We start from the raw sequence: 20,969 nt of genomic DNA on the forward strand, positions 1-20,969 counted from the left end.
GCGAGGGGCGGTAGCGTGCCCGGAACTGACAAAGAGAGAATCTCATGGAAAATCCAGCCATCTTGCTACGTCGTCTAAACCCTTACTGCGCCCGTGCGATGGAAGGGGCCGCCTCCCTGTGTCAGACCCGGGCGCACGCTGACATCCTCCCCGAGCACTGGCTGCTGAAGCTGCTGGAGCAGGGCGAGGGGGACATCACGGTGATTGCCCGCCGCTACGAGTGGAACATGGAGGCGATATGGCAGGATCTGCTGGCATTCCTGGAGACACTTCCGCGTTCGGTGCGCAGCCGTCCGCAGCTCTCGGACGGTTTGCAGACCCTGATGCAGAACGCGTGGCTGCACGCCTCGCTGGCGGGGGAGACGCACATCCGCAGCCAGCACCTGCTGATGGCGGTGGTGGAAAAGCCTTCGCTCCTGCGCTGCGACGGCCTGTGGCCGCTGACCACCACCGGGCAGAGCCAACTTGAGCGCCTGCGTGGGCTACTGGATACGCAGTCCGACGAGCGGGAAGAGGTGCAGCAGGAGGCTTCCCTGAGTAGCGGCGGTGACGTGGAGTTTGTTGGCCGCCCGGTGATTGCGGATATAAATGAAGGGGAGCTAAGCCCGGCCCTGCAGAACGCGCTGGACAAGTTCACCCTTGACGTCACTGCCCGCGCCCGCGACGGCAAAATCGACCCGGTGTTCGGCCGCGACAATGAAATCCGTCAGATGGTGGACATTCTCTCAAGACGCCGCAAGAACAACCCGATTCTGGTCGGCGAGCCGGGTGTCGGCAAGACCGCCCTGGTGGAGGGGCTGGCGCTGCGCATTGCCGAAGGCAACGTCCCGGAGAGCCTGAAACCCGTCGCCGTGCGCACCCTCGACCTCGGCCTGCTGCAGGCGGGCGCGGGCGTGAAGGGGGAGTTCGAGCAGCGCCTGAAAAACATCATTGAAGCGGTGCAGCAGTCCCCGCTGCCCGTTCTCCTTTTCATCGACGAGGCCCATACCATCATCGGGGCGGGCAACCAGGCGGGCGGCGCGGACGCGGCCAACCTGCTGAAACCGGCTCTGGCGCGCGGGGAGCTCAGAACCATCGCCGCCACTACCTGGAGCGAGTACAAACAGTATTTCGAGCGCGACGCCGCGCTGGAGCGCCGCTTCCAGATGGTCAAAGTCGATGAGCCAGACGACGACACCGCCTGCCTGATGCTGCGAGGTCTGAAATCCCGCTACGCTGAACATCACGGCGTGCACATAACCGACGAAGCGGTCCGCGCCGCCGTCACGCTTTCCCGCCGTTACCTTACGGGCCGCCAACTGCCGGACAAGGCGGTAGATTTACTGGATACCGCCTCGGCGCGGATTCGCATGAGCCTCGAGACCGTGCCGGAGCCGCTAACCCGCCTGAAAGCGCAGCTGACCGCGCTGGGAATGGAAAAGCAGGCGCTGCTGGAAGATATTGCGGTCGGGAATAACAGCCACGGCGAACGTCTGGTGACGATTGAACAGGAAGAGATAGGCATCATCCTCGAACTCGATGCGCTGGAAACCCAGTACGGAGAGGAACTGAGGCTCACGGAGCAGTTGCTGGCCTGCCGTCAGGACCTCTCCCGCCACGCGGACATCGCGGACCTGCAGCAGCGGCTCACCGGCGTGCAGAACGGCAGCCCGCTGCTGGGCCTGGACGTGGACGCCCGCACGGTGGCAACGGTGATTGCCGACTGGACCGGGGTCCCGCTCTCCTCGTTAATGAAGGATGAGCAGACGGAGCTGCTGAGCCTGGAGGATAACCTGGCCCGGCGCGTGGTGGGCCAGGACGCGGCGCTGAACGCCATTGCTCAGCGCCTGCGCGCCGCTAAAACTGGCCTTGCGCCGGAGAACGGCCCGCAGGGCGTGTTCCTGCTGGTCGGGCCGAGCGGCACGGGAAAAACCCAGACCGCACAGGCGCTGGCCGACGAGCTGTTCGGCGGTGAGAAATCGCTGATTACCATCAACCTCTCCGAGTACCAGGAGCCGCACACCGTCAGCCAGCTCAAGGGCTCCCCGCCGGGCTACGTGGGCTACGGCCAGGGCGGCATTCTCACCGAAGCGGTGCGCAAGCGCCCGTACAGCGTGGTGCTGCTCGATGAAGTCGAGAAAGCGCACCGGGACGTGATGAACCTGTTCTACCAGGTGTTTGACCGGGGCTTTATGCGCGACGGCGAGGGGCGCGAAATTGACTTCCGCAACACGGTCATCCTGATGACCTCGAACCTCGGCAGCGACCCTCTTATGGAGATGCTTGAGGAACAGCCGGAGGCCAGCGACGGGAACCTGCACGAGCTGCTGCGCCCCATCCTGCGTGACCACTTCCAGCCCGCACTGCTAGCGCGCTTCCAGACGGTTATTTACCGCCCGCTGACACAGGCCGCCATGCGCACCATCGTCGGCATGAAGCTGAACCAGGTGAGCAAACGCCTGGCGCGCCACTACGGCATGAAAACCGTCATAGCGGACGGCCTGCTGGACGCGCTGACCGGTGCCTGCCTGCTGCCGGACACCGGGGCGCGCAACATCGACAGCCTGCTGAACCAGCAGATACTGCCGGTGCTGAGCCAGCAACTGCTGACACATATGGCGGCGGGTAAGAAGCCGCAGAGCCTGGCGCTGGGGTGGGATGAGGACGAGGGCATCGTCATTGAACTACAGCAGGCAGGTGAATAATGACCATCCATGACAAAGAGAAGGACAGAGAAAAAAAGGATAAGAAAGAAGGAACGTTGCGGTTACTGATGCCAGGAGAGATTGCGCTGGCGAAGTCGGTATTCAGGTCAACGATCCCGTATCATAAAGTCTGGATCCACTGCGGCAGTTATCTGCCATTTGGCTTGCAAAATGACTTTGTAGCTATGACCCCAAATGGTGAGATCTATTTTCGTCACTGGTACAGAGATGACTACGCATTAACTGTTCCTTTCCTGCAACATCTCTTTATTCATGAAATGGCGCATGTCTGGCAACGGGAAAAGGGGATGAATGTCATCGGACGGGGGCTAATTAGCTGGGCGGTAAGTTACCGCTATGTACTGGATGGCCGTCTGTTGAGTGAATATCCGATGGAACAGCAGGCGCAAATTATTGCCGATCATTTTTCCCTGCAGGCAGAGGGGTATGATAACTGGTGTGAACTAAGAAAAAATAATAATGTCACGCTTGATGGAAATATTTCCGAAAATGTTATCCGTCAACAATATGCCAATGCGTTACGGGGGTTTCCGTGGTGATAATAATAATTTCGCACACCCGGGGTGCTATTTTATTTTTGCTCAGCTTAGCGTTACTGACCGGATGTCCTGGGAGTGGAGACGCGCTTCGGCCTGATGAAATATCAGTGTCCAGTACGAAAGGTGACAGCGTTTGTTTCAGTGTTCCAGAGTCTGAGGATTATCAACCTGTCACTATCTCCATCGAACCGAGAGGAACACGATTCAGGGATCGGGAAATTACGTTTGACCCTAAGCTTCGTGTTGTAAATAACCTGTTGTGCATCCCCCCATCTTTTTATCTTTTCCCGGATAAAGGCCAGTTTATTATCAGCTATGTTCTGCGCTCAAAACGTCATGAAGACACACCGCGCAGAATGGTCGCCGGGATAGAAATTCACAACGACTGTATTTTCGACATTCCGCTTAATGACATGGAAGCGGTGAGGCCATATGGCGAGTTGAGCAACAGTAATGCTCAGAATTTCCAGAGCAGGCGCTACGTCCCCTGCGAACACCCTTTTAAACCTGTTCATGGAGTGAATAATAATGAATTTCACTGACGGTCTGCAAAGTGTTTTATCGACGTCGGGAACCCTGAATCGCTACCGGCTTGATATTCCCTCCAGCCCGTCGCCGCTGGACGTTGAAGAGTTCAGCGGGTCTGAAAGCATGAGCCGGATGTACAGTTACGACATTATTTTTACCAGTACAAACAAACATCTTGATGCCAGCGAGTTGCTGCGTAAACCAGCCAGTCTGACAATGGGTGACGGTTTGCTCAAGCCCCTGACGGGGCAGAAAAAAGTACACGGTGTTATTACTGATTTCCGGAGGTTGTCCGGCTCTGCTGACCAGATGTTATACCGTGTTACGCTGAAACCGTTTCTTTTCCTGCTGGATAAGCAGCATCGCTCCCACCGCTTTTTTGTCAATAAATCGGTGCCCGAGGTGGTGGAGCAGGTGCTACAGGAGCACGGACTGCAAGGCTGGGAGTACGAGTTTAACCTGAAATACAGCTACCCGAAGCGCGAGCAGATAAACCAATACCACGAAAGCGACCTGGCCTTTGTTCAGCGTCTGCTGGCAGAGGTGGGGATATTTTACTGGTTCACGCTGCAGGAGGATGCGCAGACGGAAGTAGTGCACTTTGCCGACGCGCAGCGTGCGATGATGTTTGGCAAAACACTGCAGGTGAACAGCCCGTCCGGGATGAGCGACAGCGGGGCGGATTCTGTGTGGGGGCTGAACGTCGCCCACAACGTGGTGGAAGCGAATGTCACCACGAAAGATTACAACCACCGTGACGCGCAGAGTGTACTCCAGTCCGCCCCTGCCGATATGACGCGGGGCGACGGTGAAGGGATGACCTACGGCGAGGTGTATCACTACCAGATGCGCCATCTTGAGCGCGGCGACAAGATTGAGCCGCAGGCGGAAACCGCCAACTTTTATGCCAGGCTCGACCATGAACGTTTTCTGGCAAGGCAGACGCTGATTAGCGCTGCCAGTACCGATTCCACCCTTTCTCCGGCGCAGGTGCTGACCATCAGCGACAGCCTGCCACCGACTCTTCCAGAGGTGCTGAAGGCACCAGTGTTGATTGTCAGTACACATTTCACCGCCAGCCGAAAAGATGCACTACGTGTGAATATCATAGCTGTCCCGTACAGCGAAACGCTGTGCTGGCGTCCGCCACTGCTGCCGCGCCCGAAAGTCACCGGCACCATGACCGCGCGCGTCACAAGCGCAAAGGCTAACGACATCTACGCCTGGCAGGATGCGTCCGGCCTGTACCGGGTGAAATTTGATGCCGACCGGGATGACAAGTCGCAGGGCCAGGAGAGTATGCCGGTGCGCCTCGCCAAACCCTACGGCGGTGATGTGTACGGCTTCCACTTCCCGTTAATTCAGGGGACGGAAGTGGCAATAGCGTTTCATGAGGGCGATCCCGACCGGCCGTATATCGCCCATGCCCTGCACAACTCCCGCCATGTCGACCCTGTGACGGAGAAGAACAGCACCCGCAACGTGATCCGCACGCCGGCGAACAACAAACTGCGGATGGAGGACAAACGTGGCGAGGAGCATATCAAGCTCAGCACCGAGTACGGCGGCAAAACGCAGCTGAACCTGGGGCATAACGTGGATGCTTCCGGGGTTCGGCGGGGAGAAGGTGCTGAGCTTCGCTCTGATAATTGGGTGGCTGTACGTGGCGGGAAAGGTCTTTTACTCAGCGCGGACAGTCAGCCAGGAGCGAAAGGACAAATGTTGGACATGGGGGCGGCGGTCGCTCAGTTACAGGAATCACTGCAACTTGTCACATCGCTGGCTAAGAGCGCGAAGGTTTCAGGGGCTCTGGATGCTGATATGGCATCCCAGCAGCAACTTGCCAAGGTACTGGATCAGTTAAAAGTTGCGGGTTTACTGGCGACAGCTCCGGGTGGGATCGGGCTGACTACCCCTAAAAATATACAGCTTGCGGCTGGACATACCTTGACAGCCACTGCTGGTGAAAACGCAGATATCACCATTCTGAAGCGTCTAACGGTCGCTGTGGGTGATGCAATTAGCCTCTTTGCACAGAGGATGGGCATGAAGATACTGGCTGCACGGGGCATGGTCGACATTCAGGCCCAGACGGACGAGATGCGCCTGCAGTCCAGCAAAGCAATGATCATCAATAGTGTGGACGATGAAATCGTACTGAATGCGGCCCAGGGGATCACTCTGACCAGTATCGGAGGGGCTTATATCAAAATCAAAGATGGCTCGGTTGAAATAGGCGCTCCGGGAAATATTGATCTCAAAAGTGGGAACATATCCTGGGGAGGAAGTGCGTCTCTTGAAAAGGCTCTTAATCCTATAACCGTTGCTGATCCACAGTATCAAAACACGATGAATGGACGTTTCCGCGTGCTTGATCAAGCAGATAACCAACCCAAACCACACGTCCCTTATCGTATAGAAACACCTGACGGTAAAGTTATTCGAGGGATCACGGATGAACACGGATTGACACAGGCACATTACGGCCTTGATCCTGTTGGAATTAATTTGTTTTTTGAATAACAGGGATGTATGAAAATGAATGAAAAAAATGCTCCGGCTGCAACTAATACTCTAAGCAAAAAAGATATGAATACCGTTGATGTATATCATGCATCGTGCCAGTGCTATTTCAGAATTGAAACGCTAGAAATCATTTTTCTGTCTGAAGCCGATGCCCGGTCTTTTGACGATAAAATGAATACATTGGGTATATTGATGGCAAAACTGCATCAGGCAAAGCAGGAATATTCAGACGCGGTTGAAGAGTACGGAAAGAAACTCCCCGATATTACTAATCGAAATGAACTGATTCATTATGAAAATGCCATTATAAAAAAAGAGAATATTCTGAGAAAAACAACAGATGATCTTCATCAGGAAATTGGTGAGTTTGATGAGCAAAATGGATACGAACCGATCGTCGAATTAATTCCCTTCGAACCTCTGAAAAAAGGGTGCTATGGCCGATTCTATTCATATATAAAACTCTCTGACTATGAATCGTTTAAACAAAGTGGAAAGCTGAATCTCATCAACCTCAAAATCTTTGGGACAGAAGATGTGTATAAAAAAGATTCTGAAGGAAATATCACTAGCATTGATCAAAAAGTCTTAGCTGATAAAATCAAAAATGCACAGGAATCCATTAAGGAGATGATGGATAAAACCAAAAAGACAGGTGCAAATATTGACTATGAAACTACGCTGACAGACTGGGCTACAGCATGGAATAATGAATACGACGGGTATCTAAAAGAAGGCAAAATTATTGATGTTTCTGCCGAAGCCCAGTTCCTGCGATTTTCATCGAATGCAGCCTACAATGCATCGTTGGATCCCGAAAAAAAAGAGGGGGCCATCAAGGGAGAAGCAAAGGCGGAACTTGCTCTATTCAACGGGAAGGTGGATTCATCCATCTACATGCCCGATAGGATTGGCTGGCAGTTGAAATTCATTATTAATGATGAGAGCCAGGAAGCTAATCTGGGAATGTTGCGAACAAGAATCGAAACCGGATTAACAGGCTATGCGGGTGCTTCTGCCCAGATTGAAGGTAATCTGCAGTTTGTTTCCTGTGATGACCAGCAAAAAATTATGGGGTTACGTGCACCTCGCTCCCGATTTGAAGAGCGCAAAAACGGTGTGCTAGTAAATACAGATGGCAAGCCATCAGAAGTTACAAAAGTTAAGGTTGAACTGTTTGCGGGTATTAAATCGGGGTGTACGATAGGTGGGGCTCTACAGTGGCTGAAACCATTTGATTCACTTGTAGAGGCGTTGCCTGGAATGGTAAAGGCCTTAGGGACAGATACGAAATTACTGGAGCGGTTTCTCATTGACCAGAAAAGTGAAGAAGATAAATCGCATTTGGGCAAGTTTACTGATTTTGCATCTCTTTCTGTCGGCGGCGAATTTCAGCTAGGTGCCGGACTATCTGGCGACTGTGAATTTGTGTTTGAAAACGGAAAGTTTAAATTCCATACCTCTGCAGGTCTATGCCTCGGGCCTGGAGCTAAGGGGGATGTGCAGGGCGAAATCACACCTCTAATGTTTAAAGAGTTCGCGATATGGGCGGTTTATCAGCTTTATGGTATGGACTTTAAACATTTTAAGATTTTTAAGAAAGATGCATTTATGGCTTTAACTTATATATTGGTTATGGGAGGTAAAAAGATATATTCAAATTACTTCTCGGAAATGGTTGCTGATGCAAGTGATGTGGCTTTAGATTTCGCTAATTTTATAAGAAAAACATCATCAGATTTAAAAGAGGCTATTGATGCATCAGATAAGAAAAATGACTTTGCTTCAAATATAAATAATGATCCCGGAAGTGTTTACTTGTTTACGCCCGAAGGTAAAGGTGCATCGCTTTATGTTTTGACTGGTGATGGTGCTTATGATTATATTGATTATCAAAACCAAGGTGATGGGTTTTTACCTGATACTAACCACAACAGAAAAAAAGCTGTCCTGACTATTCTATCCAGCATCCAAACTCAACGTGAATGGTTAAAAGTTCTCACAAGAATGACACCCAATGGTATGGTTAGCCCGTTAGCGAAAAAATCAAAAGAAGCCGAGATAAAAGTTGTAAAAGAGAATGAGGAAATCATTAGGAAATCATTACAAGTTGGTTTTGCACGTGATAAAGAATTTGATGGACTAATTAATAAACTGGCATTGCAAGATTTTAAAGAAACTTATAATCGGCTCAGGAAAAAACCTGCTTTTGGATATCCATTCTCCCCGAATTGTAGCAAGCAGTATTTTTTGCACTGCGATGATAGCCCATTTTACTCATCACTTTGTTATTTTTTACCCGCAGACCCTACCATTAAAAATAGATTGAAGCCAGCCAATAAATGAAAAAAATAATCATTCTCGGCATCATATTTGCTTTAAGCGGCTGTGATAATACAGGGCAGGCAACAGTGAGCCTAACTTCGCAACAAAAAAAGGAACTGCAGACTTTTCTACAGAGAGCAAAATCTGAACAAGTGTTTGTCCAGGGAGGCACTTTCTGGATGGGCGATTTTTGTTCAAAAATGCGTAATGGTGGGCCGTATTGTACGCCTGACAAGAATAACAAACCGGTTCATGAGGTTGAACTGAGTAACTTCTCAATATCAAAGTTCAAAATAACCCATGAAAATTATGTATTTTATCTAGAGATAACTGGGCAGCCTAAACAGCACTTTGACAAAGAATGGCGTAATAAAACCCTTTCTGATATGACGTTTTTGAAGAATAGCCCCGCAATAATTACATGGACAGAGGCTTCTAATTATTGCTTGTGGTTAAAAAAAGAGACCGGATTACCGTATTCATTGCCAACAGAGGCACAGTGGGAATATGCAGCTCGTAACCATGGTCAGTATGTAATCGTAGCGACTGATGACGGCACGTTAAGGCTTAATAAAAAAACGGGGAAAGGTGAAAACTTCGCGACTGATGAAGATCGGAATGAGGTTGGTGAACCTAATGGAATACTTCCGTCATTAATTAGTTTTCCTGTTGATAAATATTCTCCATCTCCCTTAGGTTTATACAATATGGCTGATAATGGAAAGGAATGGGTTATTGACTGGTATGACCCTGATTACTATTCTAAATCTCGAAAAAAGGAACCCTTGGGGCCCGATCAACCGGTTGTAAAAGACAGAACTGGAGGTCAGTACTTGAAAGTTTTAAGGGGGGCTTCCAACCCGACTCCTGGATTTCCATCCGGGCTAACTATTACTCGTTATTACCAGGTAAAAGATCCAGAGGCGCCTTTAGGAACTACAGCCCGTTGTGTAGTAAATACCACAACCCCTACAAATACAAATCATTAATGAACCTTTGAATAAATGAAAAAAATAATCATTCCCGGCATCATATTTGCTTTGAGCGGCTGTGATAATACAGGGCAGGCAACAGTGAGCCTAACTTCGCAACAAAAAAAGGAACTGCAGACTTTTCTACAGAGAGCAAAATCTGAACAAGTGTTTGTTCAGGGAGGCACTTTCTGGATGGGAGATTTTTGTTCAAAAATGCGTAAAGGTGGACAATATTGTACTCCAGATAAGAATAACAAACCTGTTCATGAGATTGAGCTAACAAGCTATTCAATTTCGAAATTCAAAATAACACATGAGGACTATAGTTTCTTTCTTGCATCAAATAATTTACCTGCCCAGAAATTTGATGTCAAAAATGTTGATAAGATGCTTGCAGATATGGTTTTTTTAAAAAATAGTCCAGCAATAGTTTCATGGACAGAAGCGTCTGATTATTGTTCTTGGTTAAAAAAGGAAACCGGATTACCGTTTTCCTTGCCGACAGAGGCACAATGGGAGTACGCAGCACGTAATCGGGGACTGTATGTAATCGTAGCGACTGATGACGGCACGTTGAGGATTAATAATAAAACCGGCAAAGGTGAAAACTTTGCGACTGATGAAGATCGTGATGAAATTGCGGAGCCTAATGGGCTTAATCCATCTCTGGTGCATTTTCCTGTAGATAAATTCCCTCCTTCTCCTATAGGATTGTACAATATGGCAGATAACGGAAAAGAATGGGTTCTAGACTGGTATGACCCAGATTATTATTCTAAATCCCCTAAAAATAACCCTCCAGGTCCAGATAAGCCAGTTGTGAAAGATAAAAGCCAAGATCAGTATTGGAAAGTTTTAAGGGGTGCTTCCAACCCAACTCCGGGATTTCCATCGGGCTTAACTATAACTCGTTATTATAAAGTACAGAATCCTACTGGCCCCACAGGAACAACCGCCCGCTGTGTGGTCAATGTCCCTTCACCAATCAAACTATAATGGAAATTTGCAGAGATGAGTACTCTCATCATTAGCCCCAACGAGTTAACGCTAGCTGAACTCAAAAAACAGTTGCTGGAATTAAATTATTGTTCAGACATTCCCTTCAATGTCATTACGGAGGGTGATGAACTCGTTGCATCATAGAAAATTTTTGATGCAAAGTGAATAAAGAAATTTGGAATAGCAGACCTAAAAGAATATGAATTACCCCTGTTCCTCAATATAGTGGATAAGCAGCTTTCCTAAAGTGAAAAATTCATGGAACTGACATGGAATGCGGATCCTGAAACCTTCAGATTCAAAAACACTGTTCATTATGGCAGTCGACGTTAATTTGCCTGTCAATCTTCCTGGGGAATAAGAAAAGATGGCTATTTTGGTAAGCTATATCCCTACAAATTCAGCACCTACATTATTAAAAGAACGGTTTTCGATATCATTATCAACGCTCGATGGAATTTAAAGCTAAGTATGCCGAGCAGATACGGTATTAAGTCTCTCTGAGGTTTTATTATTCTATTGATGCTATCAGGTCTGGCAATTTATTTGTTTTAAGGAAAATGAACGATGATTGGTGTTATTCGCATTGGAGATACTACATCAAGCGGCGGGAAAGTTATTCAGGGCAGTTCTGGCGTAAGATTCATGGGTAAAGAGGTTTCCTGCCTCGGCGATAAAGTGATATGTCCTGTTCATGGAAAAACCACAATTGCCGGAGGTGATGACGGCTCCAAAATCTTAGGAAAGCCAATTGCTCTTCATAATCAACGTTGTGGGTGTGGTTGCTATCTGATCACATCCCTTCCCAATGCCGGAAAGCGTTAACGATGCCTGTTGAATTTCAAAAAATACCGGAAAAAATCGCCGTGCCTGGAGCACCGAATTTACTTCGTTGGCTTATTATTATTGTATTATTAACTGTACTCGGTATGGCGCTTTCGCTCTACTTGTGGCCGACCGGGATGTCTACACACACTTTATGGTTCTGGCTTTGTACACTTGCAATCCCATTGTCTGCTGGGGTTCTTTGCTATGCTCTACGGTTACGTGCGTATGAAAATGCACGAGATAAGGTGCGTCACTGGAATCATCTTCATCAGGTGCAATATGACAGGCACATGACTACCGGACAGCGTCCGATAGGGCTGCTCGGCAAAGCCTATATCACCCCAAATGCTCGTAACAAATTGACAGCAGCCTTATTAGCTAATGGTAGTCAGTTACAGTCACGCTACTTTGCATCGTTGCAGCATTCTCTGCTCTTCGCCAGCCTTTCCCCGATAAAATTCATTATCTCGGAAAGAGACTATAAGGCGAATCTGCGCAACTATTTAGCCGAATTGTTTCATATGCTGGAGCCTGATCTACAAGCAGCGCCTGGGGGGTTGTCTGTCCGTCTCCAGCACGATGGTTCGTTGGATAATATTCAGGTTGGTGCGATATGGCAGGAGATTTTCCCGGCAACCTACCCTGTCAATGAATTGGTAGTTGGTACTGAAGATGATGGTTTAATGTGGATGGATCCCTGGCTTGATACTCGTGTGGCTACACTGATGCTCTCGGTGGAAATCAATCTTTTTCTGGAGCCCCGACAGCATCAGGCGGAGTCTGTTTCGGCGCTCTTACTTGCTACACCCGAATGGTTAGAACAGCATGATGTTGTTCCTGAGGTATTCATTCATCGTCCTGTCGTAGCGACGGAAGAAATGCACTCTGTTGAAAATATGTTGCTTTGGGGTGAGTTACAGCCTGGCGAATCTCATACGCTATGGCGAACTCAGATAAGTAAAGAGGCGTTGACGCAGCTTATTCAACTGGCAGAAAAGGCAGGATATTCACCGGAGCAGGGAGAAAGTTATGTACTGGATGATCTTTTTGGCCACCCTGGCGTCGCAACAGGGAATATTACTTTAATCTGCGCCTGCGAGCATGCTGTCACATCAGGTAAACCGCAATGGATAATGGCAGAGAATAAAACGGTTCATCAGGCTATTGTACGGCGGGCTGAATGTTTAAGGGAAATAGTGTGATAAAGAAAAAACGGATTAGCACATGGTTAATTGTTGCCGTCATTATGCTATTGGGCGCCGTATTGATATGGGTTGATAATCCCATTGTTCAGCCTGGTTCTTTGGTTAATAAATTGATGGCATCATTGATCGTTGTCGCATTTTGTCAGCTTATTCTTCTGCTGGATGAACTGTTTGTACGTCTGTGGAACTGGCTAGTCGCTTTGAATTTTTCTGAGAAATTTAAAGCGCTGACGGATAAAAAATCTGAGCTTTCTGAAAATACTAAATATAAAAATCAATATCAGGACAAGATAAACCAGATTCGCCTAAATCTTTGTGAGTTTTCTCGGAGTAATGGTGGAAAAAAGATTCGTATACTGCTGGTCACGGGGACAGTGGACGAGGTTGAACAATTGACACCAGGTCTGACCGGCCAACATTGGCAGGAAGATCAAGGCACGCTGCTTTTGTGGGGCGGTGACCTGAAGACCCCGTCAGACTCCGACTGGCTGGCAGCACTGCGTAAACTGCGCCGCCGCCCGGTTGATGGCATCGTGTGGGTCACGTCACAACTGGAACGACAGGCAGAAAACGACGCGCCGGCACTCTCGCCAGATGCGATGGACAGCCTCGCCGCATCGCTCAGTGCGCGTTATGCTTCCCTGGGCTGGCAACTGCCGCTGTACGTCTGGTCCCTGCATACCCGCGCCGGGCAGCAGGCCGATCGGATCACCCAGCCCGTTGGTTTTCTGCTGCCATCTGGCAGTCGCCCGGAAGGGCTAAGCAATCAGCTTGCCACCCTGACGCCTGCTCTTATCGCACAGGGTATTCAGCAGATATGCACGAAGGTCCAGCATAATTTCCTGTTGAATCTGGCCGACCAGCTCTCACGCATGCCGGAAACGGTGGCAGGGCCGCTGTCGATTCTGCTCAATCCGTACCGTCCACTCCCGCTGGCAGGCGTGGTGTTCAGTCCGCCGTCAGCGGAAGCCGCGCGCAGCGTGAAACACCACTGGGGTAAGGATAACCGCTGGGACATTATTACTGATTCGGTGCAGTCGCTCCCGGCGGGCCTGTGCCCGCGTAAGCCCGGCATCAGCGCCCCAAAAATACTCCTGGGTGCGGTCGTGGTATTGATGGTGGGATGGGGCATTTCGATGATGGTCTCCTTCACCGCCAACCGCAGTCTGGTAGCGTCCGCACAGGAGCAAGTTCATCAGGCCTCCGCAGACAATCAGCCGCTGGCTGCGCGTCTGCAGGCGCTTTCGGAACTGCAGAAAACCCTTTCCCGCCTTCAGTATCGCGCGGAACACGGTGCGCCGTGGTACGCCCGCGGCGGCCTTAGCCAGAATGATGATCTGCTGGCGGCCTTGCTGCCGCGCTACGGCGAAAATGCGATACCGCTGCTGCGCGATGCGGCGGCTACCCATCTTCAGAAACAGCTGAGCGCCTTCGTGCAGCTTCCGCCGGACAGCCCTCTACGCGAGAAGATGACCAAAACCGCTTACGACCAGTTGAAACTGTACCTGATGCTGGCCCGACCGGAGCGAATGGACGCCGCCTGGTTTTCCGGCCTGCTGATGCAGGACTGGTCGCAGCGTTCGGGTGTGAAAGACGGCATCTGGCAGGGAAGCGGCACATCGCTGCTTCGGTTCTACGGCGCCAATCTGGTGACCCATCCGCAGTGGCGATTGCATCCTGATGAAGGGCTGATTAGCCAGGCACGGACGCTGCTGATCCACCAGATGGGGATGCGTAATAGCGAATCCACGCTGTACCAGAAGATGCTCGCGCAGGTGGCAAACCAGTATGCAGACATGCGCCTGTCGGACATGACCGGCGATACGGATGCGTCACGCCTGTTCACGACCAGTGAAGTGGTGCCGGGGATGTTCACCCGGCAGGCGTGGGAGCAGGCGGTGCAGCCCGCCATTAAAAAGGTCGTCAGGGAGCGTCGCGATGAAATGGACTGGGTACTGAGCGACACTAAACAGCCAGCCACACAGCAGGCCTCCCCGGACGCGCTGAAAGCGCGCCTGACGGAACGCTACTTTGCTGATTTTGGCGGCGTCTGGCTCGACTTCCTTAATAGCCTGCGGCTTCAGCCGGCAGCCACGCTGTCGGACGCTATTGACCAGTTGACCCTGATGGCCGATGTGCGTCAGTCGCCGCTGGTAGCCCTGATGAACACCCTGAGCGTACAGGGACGCACCGGGCAGTCCGGAGAGGCAATATCCGATTCGCTGGTCAAATCGGCGAAAAATCTGTTTAACCGCGATGAGCAACCCGCCATCGACCAGCAAGTCGGTGCACATGGCCCGCTCGATGCAACCTTTGGGCCGGTACTGGCGCTGATGGGCAGCCAGACGAAAGGGACGGGCAATGCGGACCTCAGCCTGCAAACCTTCCTGACTCGCGTGACTCAGGTGCGCCTGCGCCTACAGCAGGTGACCAATGCCACCGATCCGCAGGCGATGACCCAGGCGCTGGCTCAGACGGTGTTCCAGGGAAAGGCGGTGGATTTAACCGAAACCCGGGATTACGGCAGCCTGGTGGCGGCGGGATTGGGCCAGGAGTGGAGCGGCTTCGGGCAGACGGTATTCGTTCGCCCCATGGAACAGGCCTGGCAGCAGGTGCTGACCCCGGCAGCGGAAAGCCTCAATGCCCAGTGGCAAAGCGCGGTGGTCGCGGACTGGAACACGGCGTTTGGCGGCAGGTATCCGTTTAAGGATGTCAGCAGCGAGGTATCCCTGCCGCTACTGGCGAAATACCTCAATGCCGATTCCGGACGCATTACGCAGTTTCTGCAGACCCGGCTAAATGGCGTACTGCATAAAGAAGGAAGGCACTGGGTGCCGGACAGCATAAACGCTCAGGGGTTAACCTTTAATCCGGCCTTCATTCGCGCGGTCGATACCCTGAGCCACCTCTCCGATGTGGTGTTTACCAACGGCGAGGCCGGGCTTTCTTTTGAGATCCGCCCCGGCACGGCTGATGGCGTTATGCAAACCACGCTGGTGATTGATAGCCAAAAGCTGAGTTATATGAACCAGATGCCCACCTGGAAGCGATTCACCTGGCCTGCGGATACGGAAGCCCCGGGCGCTGCCCTGAGCTGGATCAGTACCCAGGCAGGAACGCGGCAGTACGCCGATATGTCCGGCGCATGGGGCTGGATACGGCTGCTGGACAAGGCCACGGTCAGCGCCTACCCGGGTACGGGCAGTAGCTGGAGTCTGAGCTGGCGGGCACAGGACGGCAGACCGCTGAACTATACCCTGCGCACCGAAGCGGGAGAAGGGCCGTTGGCACTGTTGAAGTTACGTAACTTTAGCCTGCCGGAGGCCATATTCAACGTCAACGCATCTGTTGCGGCGTACCCGACAGAGGACGAAGGCAATAGTGAGGAAAGATTCTGATGGCGACGGTTGAGACATTGATTAGCGCCTGCCAGGCCAATGCGGATGACGTGGCTGCGCGGACGCAACAGCGTCTGTCGCTATGGGAAAACTGGCTGCAACCGGTATCAGCTGAAAATCCAGTCGGGGAAGACCCGGGCTACGATGATGATTTTCAGCAGATGCGGGAGGAGGTAAACAAACTCTCCGGCTCAGACACGGATCGGGTCTGTCAGCTTGCCGAAAAACTGCTGACCACCACAACCAAAGATATTCGTGTGGTCTCTTATTACGCCTGGGCGCGCCTGCATCGCGATGGTGAGGCGGGCCTGGCAGACGGTCTTGAGCTGATGGCAGCATTAGTACTGCGTTATGGCGTACAACTGCATCCGCAGCGCGAGCGCAGTCGCCTGGGGGCGTTCGAATGGCTTGCCAGCGTCAGAATGCTCGACAGCCTCGCACGTTACCCGGAAGTCAACAATGCCGATACCCTGCGTATTGCCGGCGCGCTGTTACTGCTGGAGCAGGCAGGAGAAATCGTTTTACCGGCCGGGCTTTACACCGCGCTGGAAACGCGTTTGCAAAAATCCGGCGGCCCGGAGGCCGTTGTGCCGCAAAACGTTAGCGATACCGGTCATACAACCATGACGGACGCGAACGTGCCCCTGCTGGGCGGTATCTCGTCAGGGCAGGAGCTGCTGGCGCAGGCGCGGGTGCTGGCTAATTACCTGAGAAACCAGCCGGAAGGCTGGCTGTCCGCCCACCGCTTAATAAAAAACCTTCGCCACGATACGCTTCACCAGCTACCGCCTCTCCTGGCGGACGGCAGAACCCGCATTGAGCCGCCGAAACCTGACCAGCGGGCGCTTCTGAAACGCCTGTATCTGCAGCAGAGCTGGCGGGAGCTGATGGAGGAGGCGGACAGCCTGCTGTCACGCGGGGCCAACCATCTGTGGCTGGATGTGCAGTGGTATCTGCATCAGGCGCTGGTCAAATCAGGCCATGAACACGAGGCGGCCATTATCCAGGCTGACCTGAAAGGGTTTCTCTCACGTCTGACGGGACTGGAGACGCTGGCATTTAACGACGGTACGCCCTTTGCCGACGAAGTAACGCTTAGCTGGATCCAACAGCAGGTGCAGGAGAGCACGACAGGCTGGTGTGAGACACACACGCTCGGGGCTTCTCCCGCAGTCGATGATGAGGACATTCTGCAGCTTGAGACAGAAGCCTTAGCCCTTGCCGATAGCGAAGGGACGGAGGCTGCGCTGGCGTGGCTGCAAAATCGCCCTGGCATCACCTCAAGGCGCAACCGCTGGCTGCTGCATCTGTTGATGGCGAGAGTCGCCGAGCAGACGGGCAAAAATGAGCTGGCGCTGCACCTTTTGGGTGAGCTGGACGGCGGGGCGACAACCGTCACGCTCACGCAGTGGGAACCCGGGTTGCTGTTTGAAGTAAAAGCCCGCCGCCTGAAACTGCTGCGCATGAAAGCAGGACGTAGCGAGGCGGATAAGGCTCGTCTGAATCCGGAAATGGAGTTGCTGCTGGCAGGGCTGGTTGCAATTGATCCGGTAAAAGCCGCAGTACTGTGCGGCTGACGAACACACTCTGGACGCTGAGAAAATAAATGGAAGATTTAACCCTGCGTTATTTTGACGCCGAAATGCGCTACCTGCGCGAGGCGGCAAAGGAGTTCGCGCAAACCCACCCGGACCGGGCGGCGATGCTGGATCTTGATAAGGCCGGTACGCCAGACCCGTACGTCGAGCGCCTGTTTGAAGGCTTTGCCTTCTCGATGGGCCGTCTGCGCGAGAAAATTGATGACGACCTGCCGGAGCTGACGGAAGGGCTGGTCAGCATGCTGTGGCCACACTACATGCGCACCATTCCGTCGCTGTCGATTGTGGCGTTCAGCCCGGACGTTACGGCGATGAAGATGAGCGAAGTCATTCCCGCCGGGCTGGAAATCTCATCCCGCCCGGTGGGGCAGAAAAATACCGTTTGCCGCTACCGCACCACCCGTGATCTGGTGCTCAACCCGCTGGTGGTGTCAGACGTGGTGATGACCACAGAGCCGGACGGACGTTCAGTCCTGCGGTTACGCTTCACTTGCAGCGGCCAGGCCGACTGGTCGCAGGTCGATCTGCGCCGACTGCCGTTGTATCTCGGGGAAGAGGTCGTGACGGGCAGCGCCCTGCACCTGTGGCTGACCAAACGCCAGGCCAGCCTTTACCTGCGTTTGCCGGGGCAGACGGATCGCATCGCGTTCGACGGTTACTTCTCGCCAGGCGGCTTTGGCGATGAAGACGGCCTGTGGCCCAAAGCGGGCAGTGCGTTTAGCGGGTATCAGCTGCTGCTGGAGTATTTCACGTTCCGTGAAAAATTTATGTTCGTGCACCTTAACGGCCTGGAAAACATCACACTGCCGTCGGGGACAGAACATGTTGATATCGAAGTGGTGTTCAGCCAGGTCTGGCAGAGCGATTTGCCGATGACCCGCGACGCCCTGCGCCTGCACTGCGTGCCGGTGATCAACCTGTTCACGCTTGAGGCCGATCCGCTGACCATCAGCGGGCTGGAAAGCGAGTACCTGCTGCGTCCGAAGCGCCTGCAGGACGGGCACACCGAGATTTACTCCGTTGACAGCGTTACCGGCTCCGGGCGTACCGGGGATGCGCGCTATGTGCCGTTCACCAGCTTCCGTCATCAGGGCGGGATGATGCGCCGCCACGCGCCGGAACGCTATTTCCACACTCGCGTGAAGCGGGGCGTGAACGGCATGCACGATACCTGGCTGATCCTCGGCGGCCAGCAGTGGGAGGCTGACCGGGAAATAGCCCGGGAAACCGTGTCGTTGCGTATCACCGGCACCAACGGCCAGCTGCCGCGCCGGGCACTGCAAAGCACGCTGCTTGACCGCTGTGAACAGGTCTCCGAAACGCCGCTAATCGTGCGCAACCTGTGTAAGCCGACGCTCCCGGCCTACCCTCCTGCGGAAGATCGTTTCCACTGGCGGGTGATGAGCCATCTGGGCACCCGCTTTCTGAATATGATGAGCAGCGCGGATGTGCTGCGCGGCACGCTGTCTCTCTATAACTGGCGGGACGATGAGTTAAACAACCGTCGCCTGGACGCCATTCTGGACGTCAGGCACCACCGTATTCAGCGTTTCGAAGAGGGGTTTCTGCTGCGGGGTCTGGACGTGGAAGTGACGCTCGACAGCAACGGCTTTACGGGTGAAGGCGACATCCACCTGTTTGGTGAAATGCTCAACCGCTTTTTCGCCCTGTACGCCGACATGAACCAGTTTAACCAGCTCACGCTGATTGTTCAGCCTGAAGGGAAGTGTATCCGGTGGAAAGAGAATCACAGTCCGCGCCTGCCCGGATGATGGAAAGGGTACGGCCTCAACTGCCGTACATGAATTTTTACCGCTTCTGCCGGTTGCTTGAACAGAGTCAGCCGGATGCGCCGGTGCCCGGCAGCGACTGGCAGCTACGTCAGGAGCCTGTCCGTTTCCGCCCGCATCCGGGAATGGGGTTCCCGGCCAGTGAAATCAGGGGGCTGACGGAGCCGGAACCGGAACATACGCATCTGCCGCCATCGGTCAATATCACCTTTATGGGCCTGTACGGCGTCGAATCGCCGCTGCCGACGCACTATATCGACGATATCGCCCAGCGGCGGGAGGGAGTTGAAGCCACACGCGATTTTCTCGATATCTTCAATCATCGGCTGATCGCCCAGTATTACCGTATCTGGCGGAAGTACTCTTATCCGGCGACCTTTGAGGCGGGCGGCACGGACAATACCTCGCAGTATCTGCTGGGGCTGGCGGGGCTGGGGATACCCGGTTGTGCGAACAATACCGCCACGCCGCTGTCGCGCTTTCTGGCGCTGCTGCCGGTCATGTTGCTACCGGGGCGCACGGCGGAGGGGATCGCTGCGCTGGTTCAACTCCTGGCACCGGATACCCGTGCGACGGTGTATCCCCACGACCGTTGCCGCATCGAGCTGAAGCATCCGCTCACCATGAGTACGCAGCGGCCGATTGGCCTGCGGATTCGCCCTGTCATGGGCACGCACGGAACGGACGTGAATGGTCAGGTGCTGTTGCAGTTGACCTCAGATAATCCCGAAGAGGTGCGCGGCTGGCTACCCGGCGGGGAGCTGCACGGCGATCTGATGGCGCTGCTGCATGTCTATCTGGGATCGCATCTGGACGTGCGGATGCAGCTGTGCGTGGCGCGGCATCTGCTGCCGGATGCCCGGCTGGCGTGCAATGACGTCCAGGGGGGCCAGATCGGACGGACGGCGGTACTGCGGCCACTGAATGCGCAGCAAAACAATAATGACGTTATCACCATTCATCTGGGCCGTTATCAGCGTGTTCAGGAAAATATTCACCGAAGGGAGAGCGATGAAGATGGCGATTACCGCTGGTAACACCACCGCGACGCTGCTGGCATTAACACTCGCCACGGCCTTAACCGGCTGCGGGCTGACGCAAACGGTAAAAGACGGGACGGTCGCCATGACCCGCTCCATTTTTTACCAACAGGTTAAAACCCTGCATCTGGATATTCAGGCGCGCTCGGGGGTAAATAACAACGCGAAAGGGGCGTCGCTGGCGACGGTCGTACGCATTTACCAGCTGAAAGACCGCAAGGCTTTCGACAGCACCGATTATCCGTCGCTGTTTGCCGATGACAGCCAGGCCATTAAAGCGGACCTGGTAGCCGAAAAAGATATCCGTCTTCGTCCGGGAGAATCCATGACGCTGGACATGCCGCTGGAAGAGGCGGCACAGTTTGTCGCGGTGGCGGGGATGTTTATGTCGCCGGACCAGGCGAACGATACATGGCGTCTGGTCCTCAGCCGTGACGACCTCGACCCGGATAAACCCCGCATTATTGAAGCCAGCAATAATCGCCTGACCCTGCAACCGCTTAAGGAGGAGTGA

General features: G+C 53.1%; 14 protein-coding genes. All 14 read left to right on the forward strand.

Annotation, left to right across the window (positions count from 1 at the left end; genetic code table 11):
- Window positions 1-44: 44 nt before the first annotated feature.
- On the forward strand, window positions 45-2,684 hold the full coding sequence (gene tssH, locus WFN75_RS05125) for a type VI secretion system ATPase TssH (RefSeq protein ID WP_336995709.1): 2,640 nt from the start codon (window positions 45-47) through the stop codon (window positions 2,682-2,684).
- Window positions 2,684-3,244 carry a type IV secretion protein Rhs gene (locus tag WFN75_RS05130; RefSeq protein WP_336995710.1) on the forward strand — a complete coding sequence of 187 codons (561 nt, stop codon included), beginning with the start codon at window positions 2,684-2,686 and terminating at the stop codon, window positions 3,242-3,244. The genes tssH and WFN75_RS05130 overlap by 1 nt, the downstream gene beginning before the upstream one ends.
- Window positions 3,241-3,786, forward strand: coding sequence for a putative T6SS immunity periplasmic lipoprotein (locus WFN75_RS05135; RefSeq protein ID WP_336996223.1), 546 nt, complete (start codon window positions 3,241-3,243; stop codon window positions 3,784-3,786). The genes WFN75_RS05130 and WFN75_RS05135 overlap by 4 nt, the downstream gene beginning before the upstream one ends.
- Entirely contained in the window at window positions 3,773-6,295 is a 2,523-nt protein-coding gene (locus WFN75_RS05140; protein WP_336995711.1) for a type VI secretion system Vgr family protein, read from the forward strand. The genes WFN75_RS05135 and WFN75_RS05140 overlap by 14 nt, the downstream gene beginning before the upstream one ends.
- Before the next feature lie 9 nt (window positions 6,296-6,304).
- Window positions 6,305-8,644, forward strand: coding sequence for a hypothetical protein (locus WFN75_RS05145; RefSeq protein WP_336995712.1), 2,340 nt, complete (start codon window positions 6,305-6,307; stop codon window positions 8,642-8,644).
- Window positions 8,641-9,612: a formylglycine-generating enzyme family protein gene (locus WFN75_RS05150; protein WP_336995713.1), complete on the forward strand. Its 972-nt coding sequence runs from the start codon at window positions 8,641-8,643 to the stop codon at window positions 9,610-9,612. The genes WFN75_RS05145 and WFN75_RS05150 overlap by 4 nt, the downstream gene beginning before the upstream one ends.
- Before the next feature lie 15 nt (window positions 9,613-9,627).
- Entirely contained in the window at window positions 9,628-10,593 is a 966-nt protein-coding gene (locus WFN75_RS05155; RefSeq protein WP_263616229.1) for a formylglycine-generating enzyme family protein, read from the forward strand.
- Window positions 10,594-11,163: 570 nt separating this feature from the next.
- Entirely contained in the window at window positions 11,164-11,421 is a 258-nt protein-coding gene (locus tag WFN75_RS05160) for a PAAR domain-containing protein (protein WP_263616230.1), read from the forward strand.
- 2 nt (window positions 11,422-11,423) lie between these two features.
- Window positions 11,424-12,626 carry a hypothetical protein gene (locus WFN75_RS05165; RefSeq protein ID WP_336995714.1) on the forward strand — a complete coding sequence of 401 codons (1,203 nt, stop codon included), beginning with the start codon at window positions 11,424-11,426 and terminating at the stop codon, window positions 12,624-12,626.
- Window positions 12,605-16,027, forward strand: a complete 3,423-nt coding sequence (locus tag WFN75_RS05170) for an ImcF-related family protein (RefSeq protein ID WP_336995715.1) — start codon at window positions 12,605-12,607, stop codon at window positions 16,025-16,027. Before WFN75_RS05165 ends, WFN75_RS05170 begins: the two co-directional genes overlap by 22 nt.
- Window positions 16,027-17,604: a type VI secretion system protein TssA gene (gene tssA / locus WFN75_RS05175; protein WP_336995716.1), complete on the forward strand. Its 1,578-nt coding sequence runs from the start codon at window positions 16,027-16,029 to the stop codon at window positions 17,602-17,604. The genes WFN75_RS05170 and tssA overlap by 1 nt, the downstream gene beginning before the upstream one ends.
- Before the next feature lie 29 nt (window positions 17,605-17,633).
- Entirely contained in the window at window positions 17,634-19,397 is a 1,764-nt protein-coding gene (tssF, locus tag WFN75_RS05180) for a type VI secretion system baseplate subunit TssF (protein ID WP_336995717.1), read from the forward strand.
- Window positions 19,397-20,452, forward strand: a complete 1,056-nt coding sequence (tssG, locus tag WFN75_RS05185) for a type VI secretion system baseplate subunit TssG (protein ID WP_336996224.1) — start codon at window positions 19,397-19,399, stop codon at window positions 20,450-20,452. Before tssF ends, tssG begins: the two co-directional genes overlap by 1 nt.
- Window positions 20,433-20,969 (forward strand): type VI secretion system lipoprotein TssJ, encoded by a 537-nt coding sequence (gene tssJ / locus WFN75_RS05190; protein ID WP_336995718.1) that lies wholly within the window; start codon window positions 20,433-20,435, stop codon window positions 20,967-20,969. Before tssG ends, tssJ begins: the two co-directional genes overlap by 20 nt.

The sequence above is a fragment of the Leclercia sp. UBA7405 genome, assembly GCF_037152215.1.
In the GTDB taxonomy this organism is placed as follows: Bacteria; Pseudomonadota; Gammaproteobacteria; order Enterobacterales; family Enterobacteriaceae; genus Enterobacter; species Enterobacter pneumoniae.